16 protein-coding genes are annotated in these 16,611 nt (G+C 72.0%); 12 read left to right on the top strand and 4 right to left on the bottom strand.

What is annotated here, in order from left to right; genetic code table 11:
• Positions 1–12: 12 nt before the first annotated feature.
• Positions 13–255: a hypothetical protein gene (locus tag ACZ597_RS28045; protein WP_471335556.1), complete on the bottom strand. Its 243-nt coding sequence runs from the start codon at positions 253–255 to the stop codon at positions 13–15.
• Between the two features lie 61 nt (positions 256–316).
• On the opposite strand from ACZ597_RS28045, the gene holA reads away from it, so the two are divergent.
• Complete coding sequence (gene holA, locus ACZ597_RS28040) at positions 317–1,303, top strand: DNA polymerase III subunit delta (RefSeq protein WP_471335553.1); 987 nt, start codon at positions 317–319, stop codon at positions 1,301–1,303.
• A gap of 306 nt (positions 1,304–1,609) precedes the next feature.
• On the opposite strand, the gene rpsT is transcribed toward holA, so the two are convergent.
• Positions 1,610–1,870, bottom strand: coding sequence for a 30S ribosomal protein S20 (rpsT, locus tag ACZ597_RS28035; RefSeq protein WP_030030523.1), 261 nt, complete (start codon positions 1,868–1,870; stop codon positions 1,610–1,612).
• Positions 1,871–2,082: 212 nt separating this feature from the next.
• Between rpsT and lepA the strand changes: the two genes are divergently transcribed.
• The 4 genes from lepA to ACZ597_RS28015 all read left to right on the top strand — a co-directional run bounded on the left by lepA (position 2,083) and on the right by ACZ597_RS28015 (position 8,002).
• Positions 2,083–3,948: a translation elongation factor 4 gene (lepA, locus tag ACZ597_RS28030; RefSeq protein ID WP_471335550.1), complete on the top strand. Its 1,866-nt coding sequence runs from the start codon at positions 2,083–2,085 to the stop codon at positions 3,946–3,948.
• Between the two features lie 192 nt (positions 3,949–4,140).
• Positions 4,141–6,033 (top strand): AMP-dependent synthetase/ligase, encoded by a 1,893-nt coding sequence (locus tag ACZ597_RS28025; protein ID WP_471335548.1) that lies wholly within the window; start codon positions 4,141–4,143, stop codon positions 6,031–6,033.
• A gap of 57 nt (positions 6,034–6,090) precedes the next feature.
• The gene (gene hemW, locus ACZ597_RS28020; protein ID WP_471335545.1) at positions 6,091–7,323 is read left to right on the top strand and encodes a radical SAM family heme chaperone HemW; all 1,233 of its coding nucleotides are present in this window, start codon (positions 6,091–6,093) and stop codon (positions 7,321–7,323) included.
• 100 nt (positions 7,324–7,423) lie between these two features.
• Positions 7,424–8,002, top strand: coding sequence for a Uma2 family endonuclease (locus ACZ597_RS28015; RefSeq protein WP_471335541.1), 579 nt, complete (start codon positions 7,424–7,426; stop codon positions 8,000–8,002).
• Here ACZ597_RS28015 and ACZ597_RS28010 read toward each other — a convergent pair.
• Both ACZ597_RS28010 and ACZ597_RS28005 read right to left on the bottom strand, forming a co-directional pair.
• On the bottom strand, positions 7,980–8,789 hold the full coding sequence (locus ACZ597_RS28010) for a DUF3097 domain-containing protein (protein WP_471335538.1): 810 nt from the start codon (positions 8,787–8,789) through the stop codon (positions 7,980–7,982). The two genes, ACZ597_RS28015 and ACZ597_RS28010, sit on opposite strands and share 23 nt — an antisense overlap.
• A 28-nt stretch (positions 8,790–8,817) precedes the next feature.
• Positions 8,818–9,549 carry an MBL fold metallo-hydrolase gene (locus ACZ597_RS28005; RefSeq protein ID WP_471335535.1) on the bottom strand — a complete coding sequence of 244 codons (732 nt, stop codon included), beginning with the start codon at positions 9,547–9,549 and terminating at the stop codon, positions 8,818–8,820.
• A 160-nt stretch (positions 9,550–9,709) separates the two neighbouring features.
• Here ACZ597_RS28005 and hrcA point away from each other — a divergent pair, with 160 nt between their 5' ends.
• The 7 genes from hrcA to ACZ597_RS27970 all read left to right on the top strand — a co-directional run bounded on the left by hrcA (position 9,710) and on the right by ACZ597_RS27970 (position 16,490).
• Positions 9,710–10,726: a heat-inducible transcriptional repressor HrcA gene (gene hrcA / locus ACZ597_RS28000; protein WP_030226948.1), complete on the top strand. Its 1,017-nt coding sequence runs from the start codon at positions 9,710–9,712 to the stop codon at positions 10,724–10,726.
• Positions 10,727–11,866 (top strand): molecular chaperone DnaJ, encoded by a 1,140-nt coding sequence (gene dnaJ / locus ACZ597_RS27995; RefSeq protein ID WP_471335532.1) that lies wholly within the window; start codon positions 10,727–10,729, stop codon positions 11,864–11,866.
• A gap of 190 nt (positions 11,867–12,056) precedes the next feature.
• Positions 12,057–13,148 carry a nitronate monooxygenase gene (locus ACZ597_RS27990; RefSeq protein ID WP_471335529.1) on the top strand — a complete coding sequence of 364 codons (1,092 nt, stop codon included), beginning with the start codon at positions 12,057–12,059 and terminating at the stop codon, positions 13,146–13,148.
• Positions 13,145–13,891, top strand: coding sequence for a 16S rRNA (uracil(1498)-N(3))-methyltransferase (locus ACZ597_RS27985; protein WP_471335526.1), 747 nt, complete (start codon positions 13,145–13,147; stop codon positions 13,889–13,891). Before ACZ597_RS27990 ends, ACZ597_RS27985 begins: the two co-directional genes overlap by 4 nt.
• 103 nt (positions 13,892–13,994) lie before the next feature.
• A complete protein-coding gene (locus tag ACZ597_RS27980; RefSeq protein ID WP_471335524.1) occupies positions 13,995–14,354 on the top strand; it encodes a histidine triad nucleotide-binding protein in 360 nt (119 codons plus the stop codon).
• Between the two features lie 3 nt (positions 14,355–14,357).
• Positions 14,358–15,272: a ribonuclease Z gene (locus ACZ597_RS27975; protein WP_471335521.1), complete on the top strand. Its 915-nt coding sequence runs from the start codon at positions 14,358–14,360 to the stop codon at positions 15,270–15,272.
• Positions 15,273–15,404: 132 nt separating this feature from the next.
• Positions 15,405–16,490 carry a carbohydrate kinase family protein gene (locus ACZ597_RS27970; protein ID WP_471335518.1) on the top strand — a complete coding sequence of 362 codons (1,086 nt, stop codon included), beginning with the start codon at positions 15,405–15,407 and terminating at the stop codon, positions 16,488–16,490.
• Positions 16,491–16,611 lie beyond the last annotated feature (121 nt).

The following is a 16,611-nucleotide window of genomic DNA, read 5'->3' as shown; positions in this document are numbered from 1 at the left end:
GGGCGCGCCGTCCTACGGGGCTTCCAGCCAGCCCTCGTACTCGGCGGCGAGCTCGTCCAGCGAGGCGGCGTCGAGCCGTTCCCGGGGGTCCTCGACGACCACCAGCCACTGGGCGTCCTCGGCGTCGTCCTCGCCGGCGAGGGCGTCGCGCACCAGCTGGGGTTCCTCCGGGAGGCCGAAGCGGTCGACGACCTCCTGCGCCACCTCCTCGGCGGCGTCGCGGTCGGGCAGGACCAGTACATGTCGCACGTTCACCCGACCATTCTCGGGCACCGGGCGAGCGGCCCTGTCAGTGCGGCGTGGGATGCTGGGGGCGATGGCCACCAGGAAGAACCCCACCGACGATCCGCTCGCCCCGATCACCCTCGCGGTGGGGCAGGAGGACCTGCTGCTCGACCGCGTCGTACGGGACGTGGTGACGGCCGCCCGCGCGGCCGACGCCGACACCGACGTTCGGGACCTCACCTCCGACCAGCTCCAGCCCGGCACGCTGGCGGAGCTGACAAGCCCCTCGCTGTTCTCCGAGCGCAAGGTCCTGGTCGTGCGGAACGCGCAGGACCTGGGCGCGGACACGGTGAAGGAGGTCAAGGCCTACCTCGCCGAGCCGTACGAGGAGATCACCCTCGTCCTGCTGCACGCGGGCGGGGTCAAGGGCAAGGCCGTGCTGGACGCGGCGCGCAAGGCGGGGGCCCGCGAGGTCGCCTGCCCGAAGATGACGAAGGCGGCGGACCGGCTGTCGTTCGTGCGCGGGGAGTTCCGGACCCTGGGGCGTTCGGCGACCCCCGAGGCGTGCCAGACGCTGGTGGACGCGATCGGCAGCGACCTGCGCGAGCTGGCGAGCGCGGCGGCACAGCTGTGCGCGGACGTCGAGGGAACCATCGACGAGGCCGTGGTCGGCCGCTACTACACGGGCCGGGCGGAGGCGTCCAGCTTCACGGTCGCCGACCGGGCGGTCGAGGGCCGGGCCGCGGAGGCCCTCGAAGCCCTCCGCTGGTCGCTGGCGACGGGTGTCGCCCCCGTCCTGATCACCAGCGCGCTGGCGCAGGCGGTACGGGCCATCGGCAAGCTGGCCTCCGCCCCGCGCGGGGCCCGTCCGGGCGACCTCGCCCGGGACCTCGGCATGCCGCCGTGGAAGATCGACCGGGTCCGGCAGCAGATGCGGGGCTGGTCGGCGGACGGCGTCGCGGACGCGCTGCGTGCGGTGGCGCTGGCCGACGCGGGGGTCAAGGGCGGTGGGGACGACCCCGAGTACGCGCTGGAGAAGGCCGTCGTGGCCGTGGTGCGGGCCTCGCGGGGGCGCTAGGCGGTTCGGTGCCGGTGCCGGTGCGCGGGGGCTGGTCCCCTGCCCGCCCTTCCACCGTTCCCCGGGCTGTGCCCGGGCCCCTTCGTGGGGGCTCCGCCCCCAGACCCCCGCGCCTCGAACGCCGGGCCCGAATAAGCGAAGGCCCCGGACTCCGCCCTGGGGAAGGGGGAGGCCGGGGCCTTCGGTCACTGCTGTGTGCGCCGCACCCGCGTGGCGAACGCAGGCCGCGTGCGGCGCGGGGTGCCGGTCAGGAGCGGATGAGAGGGCCCGCTTGGTCCGTCCCGGCGTTCACATCGAGTGCGGAACTCAGATGGCGGCAACCTTGGAGGCCAGCGCCGACTTCTTGTTGGCGGCGGCGTTCTTGTGGATGACACCCTTCGAGACGGCCTTGTCCAGCTTCTTGGAAGCCAGGCGGGCCGCAGCGGTGGCCTTCTCCGCGTCGCCGGCGAGGATCGCCTCGTTGGCCTTGCGGATGAAGGTGCGCAGCTCGGACTTGACCGACTTGTTGCGAAGGCGAGCCTTCTCGTTGGTCTTGTTCCGCTTGATCTGGGACTTGATGTTCGCCACGAAAGAGCCTTTTCAGGTTCAGAGTTTTATTCCGGATGTGTCACGTCTGCTGAGAGGGCATGCGAGACACAGCCACCCAGACTACCAGGCGCGCTTCGACCGGCCCAAACCGAGCGCATCCCCGCGTCCATGGGACCATGGGAGTCTGCGTACAAGTCTGCGTACCGACTCCGACAGCAGATCCGACAGCGACCCGAGAATCAGGACACTGCGTGCCCGCCATCCCCAGCCACGTGCCCGAGCCGAGCCGTACCGACCCGGCGCTGATCCGTAACTTCTGCATCATCGCGCACATCGACCACGGCAAGTCGACCCTCGCCGACCGGATGCTCCAGCTCACCGGTGTAGTCGACTCGCGGCAGATGCGCGCCCAGTACCTCGACCGCATGGACATCGAGCGTGAGCGCGGCATCACGATCAAGTCGCAGGCGGTCCGGCTGCCCTGGTCGCCCACCGAGGGCGCGGGCACGGGCACCACGCACATCCTGAACATGATCGACACGCCCGGGCACGTCGACTTCACCTACGAGGTCTCGCGCTCCCTCGCCGCGTGCGAGGGCACGATCCTGCTGGTGGACGCCGCCCAGGGCATCGAGGCCCAGACCCTCGCCAACCTGTACCTGGCGATGGAGAACGACCTCGCGATCGTTCCGGTCCTGAACAAGATCGACCTTCCGGCCGCCCAGCCGGAGAAGTTCGCCGAGGAGCTGGCGAACCTGGTCGGCTGCGACCCCGACGACGTGCTGCGCGTCTCGGCGAAGACCGGCCTCGGCGTCGACGCCCTGCTCAACCGCGTCGTCGAGACCGTCCCGGCCCCGGTCGGCGTCAAGGACGCCCCCGCCCGCGCGATGATCTTCGACTCGGTCTACGACTCCTACCGGGGCGTCGTCACGTACGTCCGTGTGGTCGACGGCACGCTCAACAAGCGCGAGCGCATCCGGATGATGTCCACGAACGCCACGCACGAGCTGCTGGAGATCGGCACCAACTCCCCCGAGATGCTGCCAGCCGACGGCCTCTCCGTCGGCGAGGTGGGCTACCTCATCACCGGTGTGAAGGACGTCCGCCAGTCCAAGGTCGGCGACACCATCACGCAGCAGGTCAACGGCGCCACGGAGTCCCTCGGCGGCTACAAGGACCCGAAGCCGATGGTCTTCTCGGGCCTGTACCCGCTCGACGGCTCGGACTACCCGGAGCTGCGCGAGGCCCTGGACAAGCTCCAGCTCAACGACGCCGCGCTCGTCTACGAGCCCGAGACCTCGGCGGCGCTCGGCTTCGGCTTCCGCGTCGGCTTCCTCGGCCTGCTGCACCTGGACGTGGTCCGCGAGCGCCTGGAGCGCGAGTTCGGCCTCGACCTGATCGCCACCGCGCCCAACGTGGTCTACCGGGTGGTGCTGGAGGACGGCAAGGAAGTCACCGTCACCAACCCGAGCGAGTTCCCCGAAGGCAAGATCAAGGACGTCTTCGAGCCGGTCGTACGGGCCACCGTGCTCGCGCCGACCGAGTTCATCGGCGCGATCATGGAGCTGTGCCAGCAGCGCCGCGGCACCCTGCTCGGCATGGACTACCTCTCCGAGGACCGGGTCGAGATCCGCTACACGCTCCCCCTCGCGGAGATCGTGTTCGACTTCTTCGACCAGCTGAAGTCCAAGACGCGCGGTTACGCCTCCCTCGACTACGAGCCCACGGGCGAGCAGGCCTCCAGCCTGGTCAAGGTCGACATCCTGCTGCACGGCGACAAGGTCGACGCCTTCTCCGCCGTCTGCCACAAGGACGCCGCCTACGCCTACGGCGTGCGCCTGGTCGCCAAGCTGCGCGAGCTCATCCCGCGGCAGGCATTCGAGGTGCCGATCCAGGCCGCCGTGGGCTCCCGCGTCATCGCCCGCGAGACCATTCGCGCCATCCGCAAGGACGTCCTCGCCAAGTGCTACGGCGGTGACATCTCCCGTAAGCGGAAGCTGCTGGAGAAGCAGAAGGAAGGCAAGAAGCGGATGAAGATGGTCGGCTCCGTGGAGGTCCCGCAGGAGGCCTTCATCGCCGTCCTGTCCAGCGACGAGTCCGGCAGCAAGAAGAAGTAGCGGCTGTATGCGAAAGAGGCCCCCGAGCGTACGCTCGGGGGCCTCTTTCGTTATGAATCGGCCGCCGGTTGGCTCTTACGCGCCAGCCGGAGGCCCCCTACTCTGAGCACTGGTTACTCGCCAGTTACAAGCCCGTAGTCATGCCCGTAGTCATGCCCGAACAGGCCCTGCCGCGTGGTCCGGAGGACGTCCGTGAGCGACACACAGACCTTGATCGAGAACCGTCCGCCCACTGTGGCGGCCCTCTTCCTTGACCGCGTCGCAGCCACGCCGAACGGGGAGGCGTACCGCTTCCCCGTGGCCGCGGCCGGCCGCGAGGGCGGTCCCGACGACTGGAAGTCGCTCAGCTGGGGGCAGGCCGCCGACCGGGTCTTCGCCATCGCCGCCGGGCTCATCGCCCTGGGCCTGCGCTCCGAACAGCGGGTCGCGCTCGCCTCCAACACCCGGGTCGAGTGGATCCTCTCCGACCTCGGCGTGATGTGCGCCGGCGGCGCGGTGACCACCATCTACCCCAGCACCAACGCCGAGGAGTCCTCCTTCATCCTCTCGGACTCCGAGAGCCGGGTGCTGATCGCCGAGGACGCCGCCCAGCTGGCCAAGGCGCGCGAGCGCCGCGCCGACCTGCCCGCCCTCGCCCACGTGGTCGTTCTGGAGGCGGCCGACGCCGTCCCCGCCGAGGGCGATCCGGAGGGCTGGGTGCTCTCCCTCGCCGAGCTGGAGGAGCGCGGCAAGGAGTACCTCGCCAAACACCCGGCCGCGGTCAAGGACCGGATCGCGGCGATCACCCCCGACCAGCTCGCCACCCTCATCTACACCTCCGGCACCACCGGCCGCCCCAAGGGCGTCCGCCTGCCGCACGACAACTGGTCGTACATGGCCAAGGCCACCGTGGCCACCGGCATGATCAACTCGGACGACGTCCAGTACCTGTGGCTGCCGCTGGCCCACGTCTTCGGCAAGGTGCTCACCTCCGGTCAGATCGAGGTCGGCCACGTCACCGCCGTCGACGGCCGCATCGACAAGATCATCGAGAACCTGCCGGTCGTCCAGCCCACCTACATGGCGGCCGTCCCGCGCATCTTCGAGAAGGTCTACAACGGCGTGGCCGCCAAGGCCCGGGCCGGCGGCGGGGCCAAGTACAAGATCTTCCAGTGGTCGGTGGGCGTCGCCCGCGAGTACGCCAAGGTCACCCAGGACAACTACCGTCGCACCGGCCGGGCCACCGCCCCCTTCGCGCTCTCCGCCAAGCACAAGGTCGCCGACACGCTCGTATACTCCAAGCTCCGCGACGCCTTCGGCGGCCGCCTGCGCGCCGCCGTCTCCGGTGCCTCCGCCCTGGCCCCCGAGATCGGCTACTTCTTCTCCGGCGCGGGCATCCACATCCTGGAGGGTTACGGCCTCACCGAGTCCAGCGCGGCCTCCTTCGTCAACCCCGGCGAGGCCTACCGCACCGGCACGGTCGGCAAGCCGCTCCCCGGCACCGAGGTCCGCATCGCCGACGACGGCGAGGTCATGCTGCGCGGCCCCGGCATCATGCAGGGCTACCACGGCCAGCCCGAGAAGACCGCCGAGGTCCTCGAAAGCGACGGCTGGCTGCACACCGGCGACATCGGCGAGCTCTCCCCGGACGGCTACCTGCGCATCACCGACCGCAAGAAGGACCTGATCAAGACCTCCGGCGGCAAGTACGTCGCCCCGGCGGAGATCGAGGGCCAGTTCAAGGGGATCTGCCCCTACGTGTCGACCATCGTCGTGCACGGCGCCGACCGGAACTTCTGTTCCGCCCTGATCGCCCTCGACGAGCCCGCCATCCTCGGCTGGGCCGCCGAGAACGGCCTGGAGGGCAAGACGTACGGCGAGGTCCTCGCCGCGCCCGAGACCAGCCGGCTGGTCGAGACCTACGTACAGACCCTCAACGAGAACCTCCAGCGCTGGCAGACGATCAAGAAGTTCCGGATCCTGCCGCGCGACCTCGACGTCGAGCACGGCGACCTCACGCCCAGCCTCAAGCTGAAGCGGCCGGTCGTCGAGCGTGAGTTCAAGCACCTCATCGAGGAGATGTACGAGGGCTCCAGGGAGGCCTGACCCCGCCCCGGGGCCGAGGGCGTAAACGACCATGGGGCGGTGCGGGACAATGGCGTCATGCCTTCCGCACTGCCCGATGGTGACCCCATGCCCGAAGACGGCTCGCTGCCGTCGCACGCCCTGGAGGGCGCCGGGGAGCGGCCGCTCGGGTTCTACCTGCACGTCCCGTACTGCGCCACCCGCTGCGGGTACTGCGACTTCAACACCTACACCGCCACCGAGCTGCGCGGCACCGGCGGCGTGCTCGCCTCCCGGGAGAACTACGCCGACACCCTGATCGACGAGGTCCGCCTCGCCCGCAAGGTGCTCGGCGACGACCCGCGCGCCGTGCGGACCGTCTTCGTCGGCGGCGGCACGCCCACGCTGCTGCCCGCCCGGGACCTCGTACGCATGCTCGCGGCGATCCGAGACGAGTTCGGGCTGGCCGAGGACGCCGAGGTCACCACCGAGGCCAACCCGGAGTCCGTGAACCCGGAGTACCTGGCCGAGCTGCGCGCCGGCGGGTTCAACCGGATCTCCTTCGGCATGCAGAGCGCGAAGCAGCACGTCCTGAAGGTGCTCGACCGCACCCACACCCCCGGCCGCCCCGAGGCCTGCGTCGCCGAGGCCCGCGCGGCCGGCTTCGAGCACGTCAACCTCGACCTGATCTACGGCACCCCCGGCGAGTCCGACGACGACTGGCGGGCCTCCCTGGAGGCCGCGCTCGGCGCGGGCCCCGACCACGTCAGCGCGTACGCCCTGATCGTCGAGGAGGGCACCCAGCTGGCCCGCCGGATCCGCCGCGGCGAGGTCCCGATGACCGACGACGACGTCCACGCCGACCGGTACCTGATCGCGGACTCCGTCATGGCCGAGGCCGGCTACTCCTGGTACGAGGTCTCGAACTGGGCCACCTCCGAGGCCGGCCGCTGCCTGCACAACGAGCTGTACTGGCGCGGCGCCGACTGGTGGGGCGCGGGCCCCGGCGCCCACTCGCACGTGGGCGGGGTGCGCTGGTGGAACGTGAAGCACCCCGGCGCCTACGCGGCCGCCCTCGCGGAGGGCCGCTCCCCGGGCGCGGGCCGCGAGCTCCTGTCGGCGGAGGACCGCCGCGTGGAGCGGATCCTGCTGGAGCTCCGCCTCGTCGACGGCGTCCCGCTCTCCCTGCTCGCCCCCGCGGGCCTGGCGGCCTCCCGCCGCGCCCTGGCGGACGGCCTGCTGGAACCGGCCCCGTACGAGGCCGGACGGGCGGTCCTGACCCTGCGCGGGCGGCTCCTGGCGGACGCGGTGGTGCGGGACCTGGTGGACTGATCCCCCGCCCGGGTGAATCCCCCCGTAACAGGGCTCGTCCTGCCTACGCTGTCCGTAGGCTGCCGCCGACAGTACGCGGCGGATGTGGAGGACCACGGAGATGACCGCTGTGGACGAGCATGGGATGGCCAAATTCTTCGCGGGGTTCGAGCCTCCCGAGGGCGTTAAGGCCGAGCTCCTCCGGGGGGAAATCGTGATGATGGCCGGTCCCGATCTGGTGCGCAACCTGATCGTGGAGGACGTGCAGGACCAGATCCCGCGCAAGCGGTGGGTACGGCTCCAGACCCAGGACGTCGACATCGTCGACGAGGCGAGCGAGCCCGTTCCCGACCTGGTGGTCCTTGATCGCGAGGCGAACCCGGGGTCGGGACGTCTCCTGCCATCGCAACTGATCACGTTGGTGGTGGAGGTCGTCTCGAAGACCAGCGTCGACAGGGACTACGTGGTCAAGCGCTCGATCTACGCCGCCGGGAAGGTGCCTGCTTATCTGATCATCGACCCGATCGCTGCGCAATGCGTCCTGCTGACCGTTCCGGTCGGCAAGGGGGACGATGCCGACTACCGATCGCAACGGCTGTCGAAGTTCGGCGAGTCGGTGCCGCTGGAGCCGCTCGGCATCGAGCTGGATACGAGTGAGTTCGGCACCTTCCAGGGCGTCAGGCCTCACCGCTACCCGTGACGAAGTCGATCAGCTCCTCCACCCGCCCCAGCAGCGTCGGCTCCAGGTCGCGGTAGGACGTCACGCGGGACAGGATGTGCTGCCAGGCGGCCCCGGTGTTCTCCGGCCAGCCCAGGGCCCGGCAGACACCCGTCTTCCAGTCCTGGCCGCGCGGGACCTCCGGCCACGCCCGGATGCCCAGCGCCGACGGCTTCACGGCCTGCCAGACGTCCACGTACGGGTGTCCCACCACCAGCACGTCCGGGCCCGTCACCGAGGCCGCGATACGGGACTCCTTCGAGCCCGGCACCAGATGGTCCACCAGGACACCGAGACGGGCGTCGGGGCCCGGGGCGAACTCCGCCACCACCGCCGCGAGGTCGTCGACGCCCTCCAAGTACTCCACCACCACGCCCTCGATCCGCAGGTCGTCGCCCCAGACCCGCTCGACCAGCTCGGCGTCGTGCCGCCCCTCCACGTAGATCCGACCCGCCCGCGCCACCCGCGCCCGCGCCCCCGGGACGGCGATCGAGCCCGAGGCCGTGCGGGCCGGCGCGGCCGGGCCCCGCGCGGGGCGGGTCAGGGTCACCACGGCGCCGTCCAGCAGGAAGCCGCGCGGCTCCAGCGGGAACACCCGGCGCTTGCCGAAGCGGTCCTCCAGGGTCACCGTGCCCGCCTCGCAGGCCACCACCGCGCCGCAGAAGTCCGTACCCGCCACCTCGACCACCAGGTCCGGATCCGCCGGCACCTCGGGCACGGGCTTGGGGCGCTTCCACTGCGGGGTCAGGTCGGGGGAGTACTCACGCATCCGGCCGACACTAGGAGAGCCGGCGCCCTCACGCCCCCGACACGCCGAACCGGGCCGCCAGTGTGGCGCGTTGCGCACGCACGAAGCCCGCGTCCACCAGCGCTCCGTGACCCGGCACGTACACCGCGTCGTCCCCGCCCAGCGACAGCAGCCGGTCCAGGGCGGCCGGCCACTGGCCCGGCACCGCGTCCGAGCCGGCCTGCGGCTCGCCCGACTCCTCGACCAGGTCCCCGCAGAACACCGCCTCCCGCTCGCCCGGCACGAAGACCGCCAGGTCGTGCTCGGAGTGCGCGGGCCCCACGTTCGCCAGCAGCACCTGCACCCCGCCCAGATCCAGGGTCCACTCGCCCGACACCAGGTGCCGGGGCGCCTGGAGCAGGTCCGCCGCCTCCGTGGCCTCCGCCTCCGCCAGACCCTGCCGGAACGCGCTCACCCGCACCTCCTCGCGGCCCGTCGGGGTCGACAGCAGCCGGTCCAGGCCCACCGCCCCGAAGAACTCGGCGCCCGCGAAGGCCGCCCCGCCCAGCACGTGGTCGAAATGTCCGTGGGTGAATGCGATATGGGTCACGCGGCGGCCCGTCAGGCGCTCCGCCTCGGCCCGCACCTGCGCCCCCTCGCGCACCGACGATCCGGGGTCGATCAGCAGCACCGACTCGTCCCCCACCACCAGCCCCACCGTGCAGTCCCACACCGGCAGCCGCCGCCGGCCGACCCGTCCGGTGACCTTTTCCCAGCCCGTCTCTTCCCAACGCACGTCCATGCGGTGACGCTACCCTGGCGGGCCGCCCTTGCCTGCGGCGTACTACCCGGCCGTACACTGACCGGGGGATCTCTGGCACTCACACGCGAAGAGTGCCAACAAGCCAGGACCGGCCCCCGACGGCCAGACCGACGACCGACCGCATCCGGAGGTGTGCGCGATGCTCAGCGAACGCAGACTCGAGGTACTGCGCGCCATCGTCCAGGACTACGTCGGGACGGAGGAGCCCGTCGGCTCCAAGGCCCTCACCGAGCGGCACAGGCTGGGCGTCTCGCCCGCCACCGTGCGCAACGACATGGCCGTGCTGGAGGAGGAGGGCTACATCGCCCAGCCCCACACCAGCGCCGGCCGGATCCCCACGGACAAGGGCTACCGCCTCTTCGTCGACAAGCTGGCGGGCGTCAAGCCGCTGTCGACGCCCGAGCGCAGGGCCATCCAGAACTTCCTCGACGGCGCCGTCGACCTCGACGACGTGGTCGGCCGCACGGTACGGCTGCTCGCGCAGCTCACCCGGCAGGTCGCCGTCGTCCAGTACCCGTCGCTGACCCGCTCCACGGTGCGGCACGTCGAGCTGCTGTCGCTGGCCCCGGCCCGGCTGATGCTCGTACTGATCACCGACACCGGGCGGGTCGAGCAGCGCCTGGTCGACACCCAGACCCCCTTCGGCGAGACCTCCCTCGCCGACCTGCGGGCACGCCTGAACAGCAGGGTCGTCGGCCGTCGCTTCACCGACGTGCCGCAGCTGGTGCAGGACCTTCCGGAGTCGTTCGAGATCGACGACAGGGCGACCGTCAAGGCCGTCCTCGCGACCCTTCTCGAAACGCTGGCCGAGGAGGCGGAGGAGCGGCTGATGATCGGCGGCACCGCCAACCTCACTCGCTTCGGACATGATTTTCCCTTGACGATCAGGCCCGTGCTCGAAGCGCTGGAGGAGCACGTCGTGCTCCTGAAGCTGCTGGGTGAGGCCGGAGAGTCGGGGATGGCCGTACGCATCGGTCACGAGAACGCCTACGAGGGACTCAACTCCACGTCGGTCGTGTCCGTCGGCTACGGTTCGGGCGGCGAAGCAGTCGCCAAACTCGGCGTGGTCGGACCGACCCGCATGGACTACCCCGGAACGATGGGAGCGGTACGCGCAGTGGCACGTTACGTCGGACAGATCCTGGCGGAGTCGTAAGTGGCCACGGACTACTACGCCGTACTCGGCGTGCGCCGCGACGCATCGCAGGACGAGATCAAGAAGGCCTTCCGCCGGCTCGCCCGTGAGCTCCACCCGGACGTGAACCCGGACCCGAAGACGCAGGAGCGCTTCAAGGAGATCAACGCGGCCTACGAGGTCCTCTCGGACCCGCAGAAGAAGCAGGTCCACGACCTCGGCGGCGACCCGCTGTCCTCCTCGGGCGGCGGTGGCGGCGCGGGCGGCTTCGGAGCGGGCGGCTTCGGCAACTTCTCCGACATCATGGACGCCTTCTTCGGCCAGGCCTCGCAGCGCGGCCCGCGCTCGCGCACCCGCCGCGGCCAGGACGCCATGATCCGCCTGGACCTGGAACTGGACGAGGCCGCCTTCGGCACGACCAAGGACATCCAGGTCGACACGGCCGTCGTCTGCGGCACCTGCTCCGGCGAGGGCGCCGCACCCGGCACCTCGGCGCAGACCTGTGACATGTGCCGCGGCCGCGGTGAGGTCTCCCAGGTCACCCGGTCCTTCCTGGGCCAGGTCATGACCTCGCGCCCCTGCCCGCAGTGCCAGGGCTTCGGCACCGTGGTCCCGACCCCGTGCCCCGAGTGCGCGGGCGACGGCCGGGTCCGCTCCCGCCGCAGCCTCACCGTCAAGATCCCCGCCGGTGTCGAGAACGGCACCCGCATCCAGCTCGCGGGCGAGGGCGAGGTCGGCCCCGGCGGCGGCCCCGCCGGCGACCTCTACGTGGAGATCCACGAGCTGCCGCACCCGACCTTCCAGCGGCGCGGGGACGACCTGCACTGCACGGTCACCATCCCCATGACGGCCGCGGCCCTGGGCACCAAGTGCCCGCTGGAGACGCTGGACGGCATGGAGGAGATCGACATCCGGCCCGGCACCCAGTCCGGCCAGGCCATCCCGCTGCACGGGCGGGGCGTCACCCACCTGCGCGGCGGCGGCCGCGGCGACCTGATCGTCCACGTCGAGGTCACCACCCCCGGCAAGCTGGACGCCCAGCAGGAGGAACTGCTGCGCCAGCTCGCGAAGCTGCGCGGCGAGGAGCGGCCGATGGGCCAGTTCGCCCCCGGCCAGCAGGGCCTGTTCAGCCGCCTGAAGGACGCGTTCAACGGGCGCTGAGGCGGCGCTCGGCGCAGCCTGGGGCAGGCCCGAGGTACTCGTACGAGCCCGGTCCGGGGAGACCCCGGACCGGGCTCGGCGCTTTCCGGGACACCGCCCGGGGCGATTCCCGGACACACGGGGGAAGCGGACTATGCCAGGCGAATGCGACGGTTCGGCGCGATGGCCGGGACGTGGCACGATGCAGTCCATGTCCTCCGCGCCGAACGGTTTCCCCCGGTACCCGATCGTGCAGGCTCCCATGGCGGGCGGCGGCTCCTGCCCGCCGCTGGTCGCCGCAGTGTGCGAGGCGGGCGGGCTCGGCTACCTCGCCGGCGGATACAAGACCGCCGACGGCATGTACCAGGAGATCAAGCAGACGCGCGGCCTCACCAGGCGGCCCTTCGGCGTGAACCTCTTCATGCCGCAGACCGGCTACGTCGACCCGGCCGCCGTCGAGACCTACCGAGGGCAGCTGGCCGGCGAGGCCGGCTGGTACGAGGTCTCGCTCGCCCCCGAGGACACCGTCGGCAACTGCGACGACGGCTACGAGGCGAAACTGGCCATCCTGCTGGAGGACCCCGTCCCGGTGGTCTCCTTCGCCTTCGGCACGCCCGCGCCCGGAGTCCTCGCCCGCCTGCGCGGGGCGGGCACCCGTACCGTCGTCACCGTCACCTCGGTCGACGAGGCCCGCTCCGCGCAGGCGGCGGGCGCGGACGCCGTCTGCGTCCAGGGCATTGAGGCGGGCGGCCACCAGGGCACCCACCGCGACGACCCGGAGGCCGACGGCACGGCCGGCGTCGGCCTGCTCGCACTGGTCGCGCAGGTACGGGAGGCCGTGGCCCTCCCCATCACCGCGGCCGGCGGCCTGATGCGCGGGGCGCAGATCGCGGCGGTGCTGGCGGCCGGCGCGGAGTCGGCGCAGCTCGGCACGGCCTTCCTGGCCTGCCCGGAGTCGGGCGCGCACCCCCTGCACAAGAAGGCCCTGACCGACCCGATGTTCCCCCACACGGAACTGACCCGGGCCTTCACGGGCCGGCCCGCGCGGGGTCTGGTCAACCGCTTCATGCGGGAGCACGGGCCGTACGCGCCGGCCGCCTACCCCCAGGTCCACCACATGACCTCCGGGCTGCGGAAGGCGGCCGCGGCGGCCGGGGACCCGCAGGGCATGTCCCTGTGGGCGGGCCAGGGGCACCGGCTGGCCAGGGCGCTGCCGGCCGGGGAGCTGGTGGAGGTGCTGGCGGCCGAACTGGCCGAGGCGCAGAGCGCGTTGAACGTATTGCAGATGAGGAGATCGTCATGACGGCCCCCGTGTTCGTGGTCGAAGAGGTTCCGGCGGGGCCGGAGTTCGTGCTGGAGGGCCCCGAGGGGCGGCACGCGGTGTCCGTGAAGCGGCTCACCCCGGGCGAGGACGTGGTCCTCACCGACGGCCGCGGCCGCTGGGTCGAGGGCGTGGTCAAGGCGGCCGAGGGCAAGGACCGCCTGGTGGTCATGGACCTGGAGTCCGTGCTGGAGGAGCCGGAGCCCGACGTACGGATCACCGTGGTGCAGGCGCTGCCCAAGGGCGACCGGGGCGAGGTGGCGGTCGAGACCATGACGGAGACCGGCGTCGACGCCATCGTGCCGTGGCAGGCCTCGCGGTGCATCACGCAGTGGCGCGGCGACCGGGGGGCGAAGTCCCTGGCCAAGTGGCGTTCCACGGCCCGGGAGTCGGGCAAGCAGTCGCGCCGGGTCCGTTTCCCGGAGGTGGCCGGGGCGATGTCCACGAAGCAGGTGGCCGCGCTGCTGGCGCAGGCCGATCTGGCGGTGGTGCTGCACGAGGACCGGGACACCCCCTCGGCGGCGCTGGCGACGGCGCCGCTGCCGGAGAAGGGGTCGGTGGTGCTGGTGGTCGGCCCCGAGGGCGGGGTCTCGCCGGAGGAACTGGCCGCCTTCGCCGAGGCCGGCGCCCACCCGTACCGCCTGGGCCGTTCGGTCCTGCGCACGTCGACGGCCGGCACGGCGGCGACGGCCGTTCTGCTGGCGCGGACGGGCCGCTGGTCGTAGGACCCCTGCCCGGCCGGGCGGGGTGCACACCGGACCCCGCCCGGCCAGGGCAAGGGCACGGGTAGCATGCCCCCGACCGATCATCGTCACGGGAGGCGCAGCAATGGCTGGGGAACCGCAGGCGGACTGCCTGTTCTGCAAGATCGTCGAGGGCAAGGTGCCGGCGACCGTGGTCCGGGAGACCGAGACCACCATCGCCTTCCGGGACATCAACCCGCAGGCGCCGACCCACGTGCTCGTCATCCCGAAGCTGCACCACCCCGACGCCGCCTCCCTCGCCGCCGCCGAGCCGGGCGTGATCGCCGACATACTGCGTGAGGCCGGGGAGATCGCCGCCGAGGAGAAGATCGCCGACCAGGGCTACCGGGTCGTGTTCAACACGGGCGCCGGCGCGGGGCAGACCGTCTTCCACGCGCACCTGCACGTCCTGGGCGGCCGCGGCCTCCAGTGGCCGCCCGGATAAGCCGTGTCCGTACGAGAGTTCGTGGTCCTCGGCACCGCCAGCCAGGTCCCGACCCGGCACCGCAACCACAACGGCTACCTGCTGCGCTGGGACGGCGAGGGCATCCTCTTCGACCCGGGCGAGGGCACGCAGCGGCAGATGCTGCGGGCCGGGGTCGCGGCGCACGACATCAACCGGATCTGCGTCACGCACTTCCACGGCGACCACAGCCTCGGCCTGGCCGGGGTGATCCAGCGGATCAACCTCGACCAGGTCCCGCACCCCGTGACGGCGCACTACCCGGCCTCGGGGCAGAAGTTCTTCGACCGGCTGCGGTACGCCACCGCCTACCGGGAGACGGTGTCGCTGCGGGAGGAACCGGTCGCCGCGGACGGGGTCCTCGCGAGCGGGCCCTCGTACGTCCTGGAGGCCCGGCGGCTCTCGCACCCCGTGGAGTCCTTCGGCTACCGGGTGACGGAGCCGGACGGGCGCCGGATGGTCCCGGCGCTGCTCGCGCGGTACGGGATCAAGGGGCCGGACGTGGGGCGGATCCAGCGCGAAGGGTGCCTGGAGCGGCCGGAGGGCGAGGTCACGCTGGAGGCCGTCAGCGAGCACCGGGCGGGGCAGCGGTTCGCCTTCGTCATGGACACCCGGCTCTGCGAGGGCGTGGACGCGCTGGCTGAGGGCTGCGACATGCTGGTCATCGAGTCGACCTTCCTCGACGCGGACGTCCGGCTGGCCGAGGACCACGGCCACCTCACCGCCGGACAGGCGGCGCGGGTGGCGCGGGACGCCGGTGTGCGGCACCTGGTGCTGACGCACTTCTCGCAGCGGTACGCGGACCCGTCGGAGTTCGAACGCGAGGCCCGTGCGGCGGGGTTCGAGGGGGAGCTGACGGTCGCGGCGGATCTGGGGCGGGTGGCACTGCCGAAGCGCTAGTGGCTCTTGGGCCGAAGCGGAGCGGGTCTCCGGTGACGTGCGTCACACTGGGGTTTGGTCCTGCCGGGGCCGGGCAGGACCGGCAGCTTGCCGGCCCGCTCGCAGAAACGACACTTCAACGGGGAGCACACCGTGACCAGTCGGGACAGCCGCATCACCCTCGACCCCCTCGGCCCGGTGCGCGACCCCCAAGAGCCGGGCTGCGACGTCTTCCTGACCGGCACGGTCTTCCTCGACATCATCTTCACCGGCCTCGACTCCGCCCCCGTGCGCGGTACGGAGTCCTGGGCGCGCGGCATGGGCTCCAGCCCCGGCGGCGTCGCCAACATGGCCACCGCCCTCGCCCGGCTGGGCCTGCGCACCTCGCTGGCCGCCGCCTTCGGCGACGACCACTACGGCGAGTACTGCTGGGACGCCCTGGAGCAGGGCGAGGGCATCGACCTGTCCATGTCGCGCACCGTCCCCGGCTGGCACAGCCCCGTCACGGTCTCCATGGCGTACGAGGGCGAGCGCACGATGGTCTCGCACGGCCACGAGGCGCCGCCCCCGTCGGGGCCCGGCCCCTTCCCGTGGTGCCCCCCGAAGGCCCGGGCGGCCGTGGCCTCGCTCGGTACCGGGCAGGGCGAGGACTGGATCTCCGAGGCGGCCCGCCGGGGCTCGCGGATCTTCGCGGACGTCGGCTGGGACGAGACCGGGCGGTGGGACCTGGGCGCCCTGGCCGACCTCCAGCACTGCGAGGCGTTCCTCCCCAACGCCGGAGAGGCGATGCGCTACACCCGGACCGAGTGTCCCCGCGCCGCGGCCCGGGCCCTCGCGGAGAAGGTCCCGGTCGCGGTGGTGACCATGGGCTCGGAGGGCTCGTACGCGGTCGACGGCCGTACCGGGGAGACCGCGGAAGTGCCCGCGATCACGGTGGACGCCCTGGACCCGACGGGCGCGGGGGACGTGTACGTGGCCGGGTTCGTCACCGGCAGCCTCGCGGGGTGGCCGCTCGCCGACCGGCTGGCCTTCGCCGGGCTGACGGCCGCCCTGTCGGTACAGGAGTTCGGCGGCTCCCTCTCCGCCCCGGGCTGGCCCGAGGTGGCCCACTGGTGGCGCACGGCCCCCGACGCCCTGAGGGACCGCTACGCCTTCCTCGACGCCCTCGTCCCGCCCGGCGCCACCCCCTCCGCCCGCCGCCGCGCGGTCCCCACCATCGGCTTCCGGCACCCGGTCTAGCCATTCCCCGCCCCGCCCGGAAAACCCCTCGGGTCCGTACCGGGGTGGACGTACCCTTGGTACTCCGGAGGCCGGCGAACGGATCGGCCCCTCAGTGGGAGGTATGCGCAGGCCACAGTGC

The organism is Streptomyces sp. NPDC040718, from assembly GCF_055593565.1.
The sequence above is the reverse complement of the archived record's forward strand: the minus strand, read 5'-3'. Positions and strand labels throughout refer to the sequence as shown.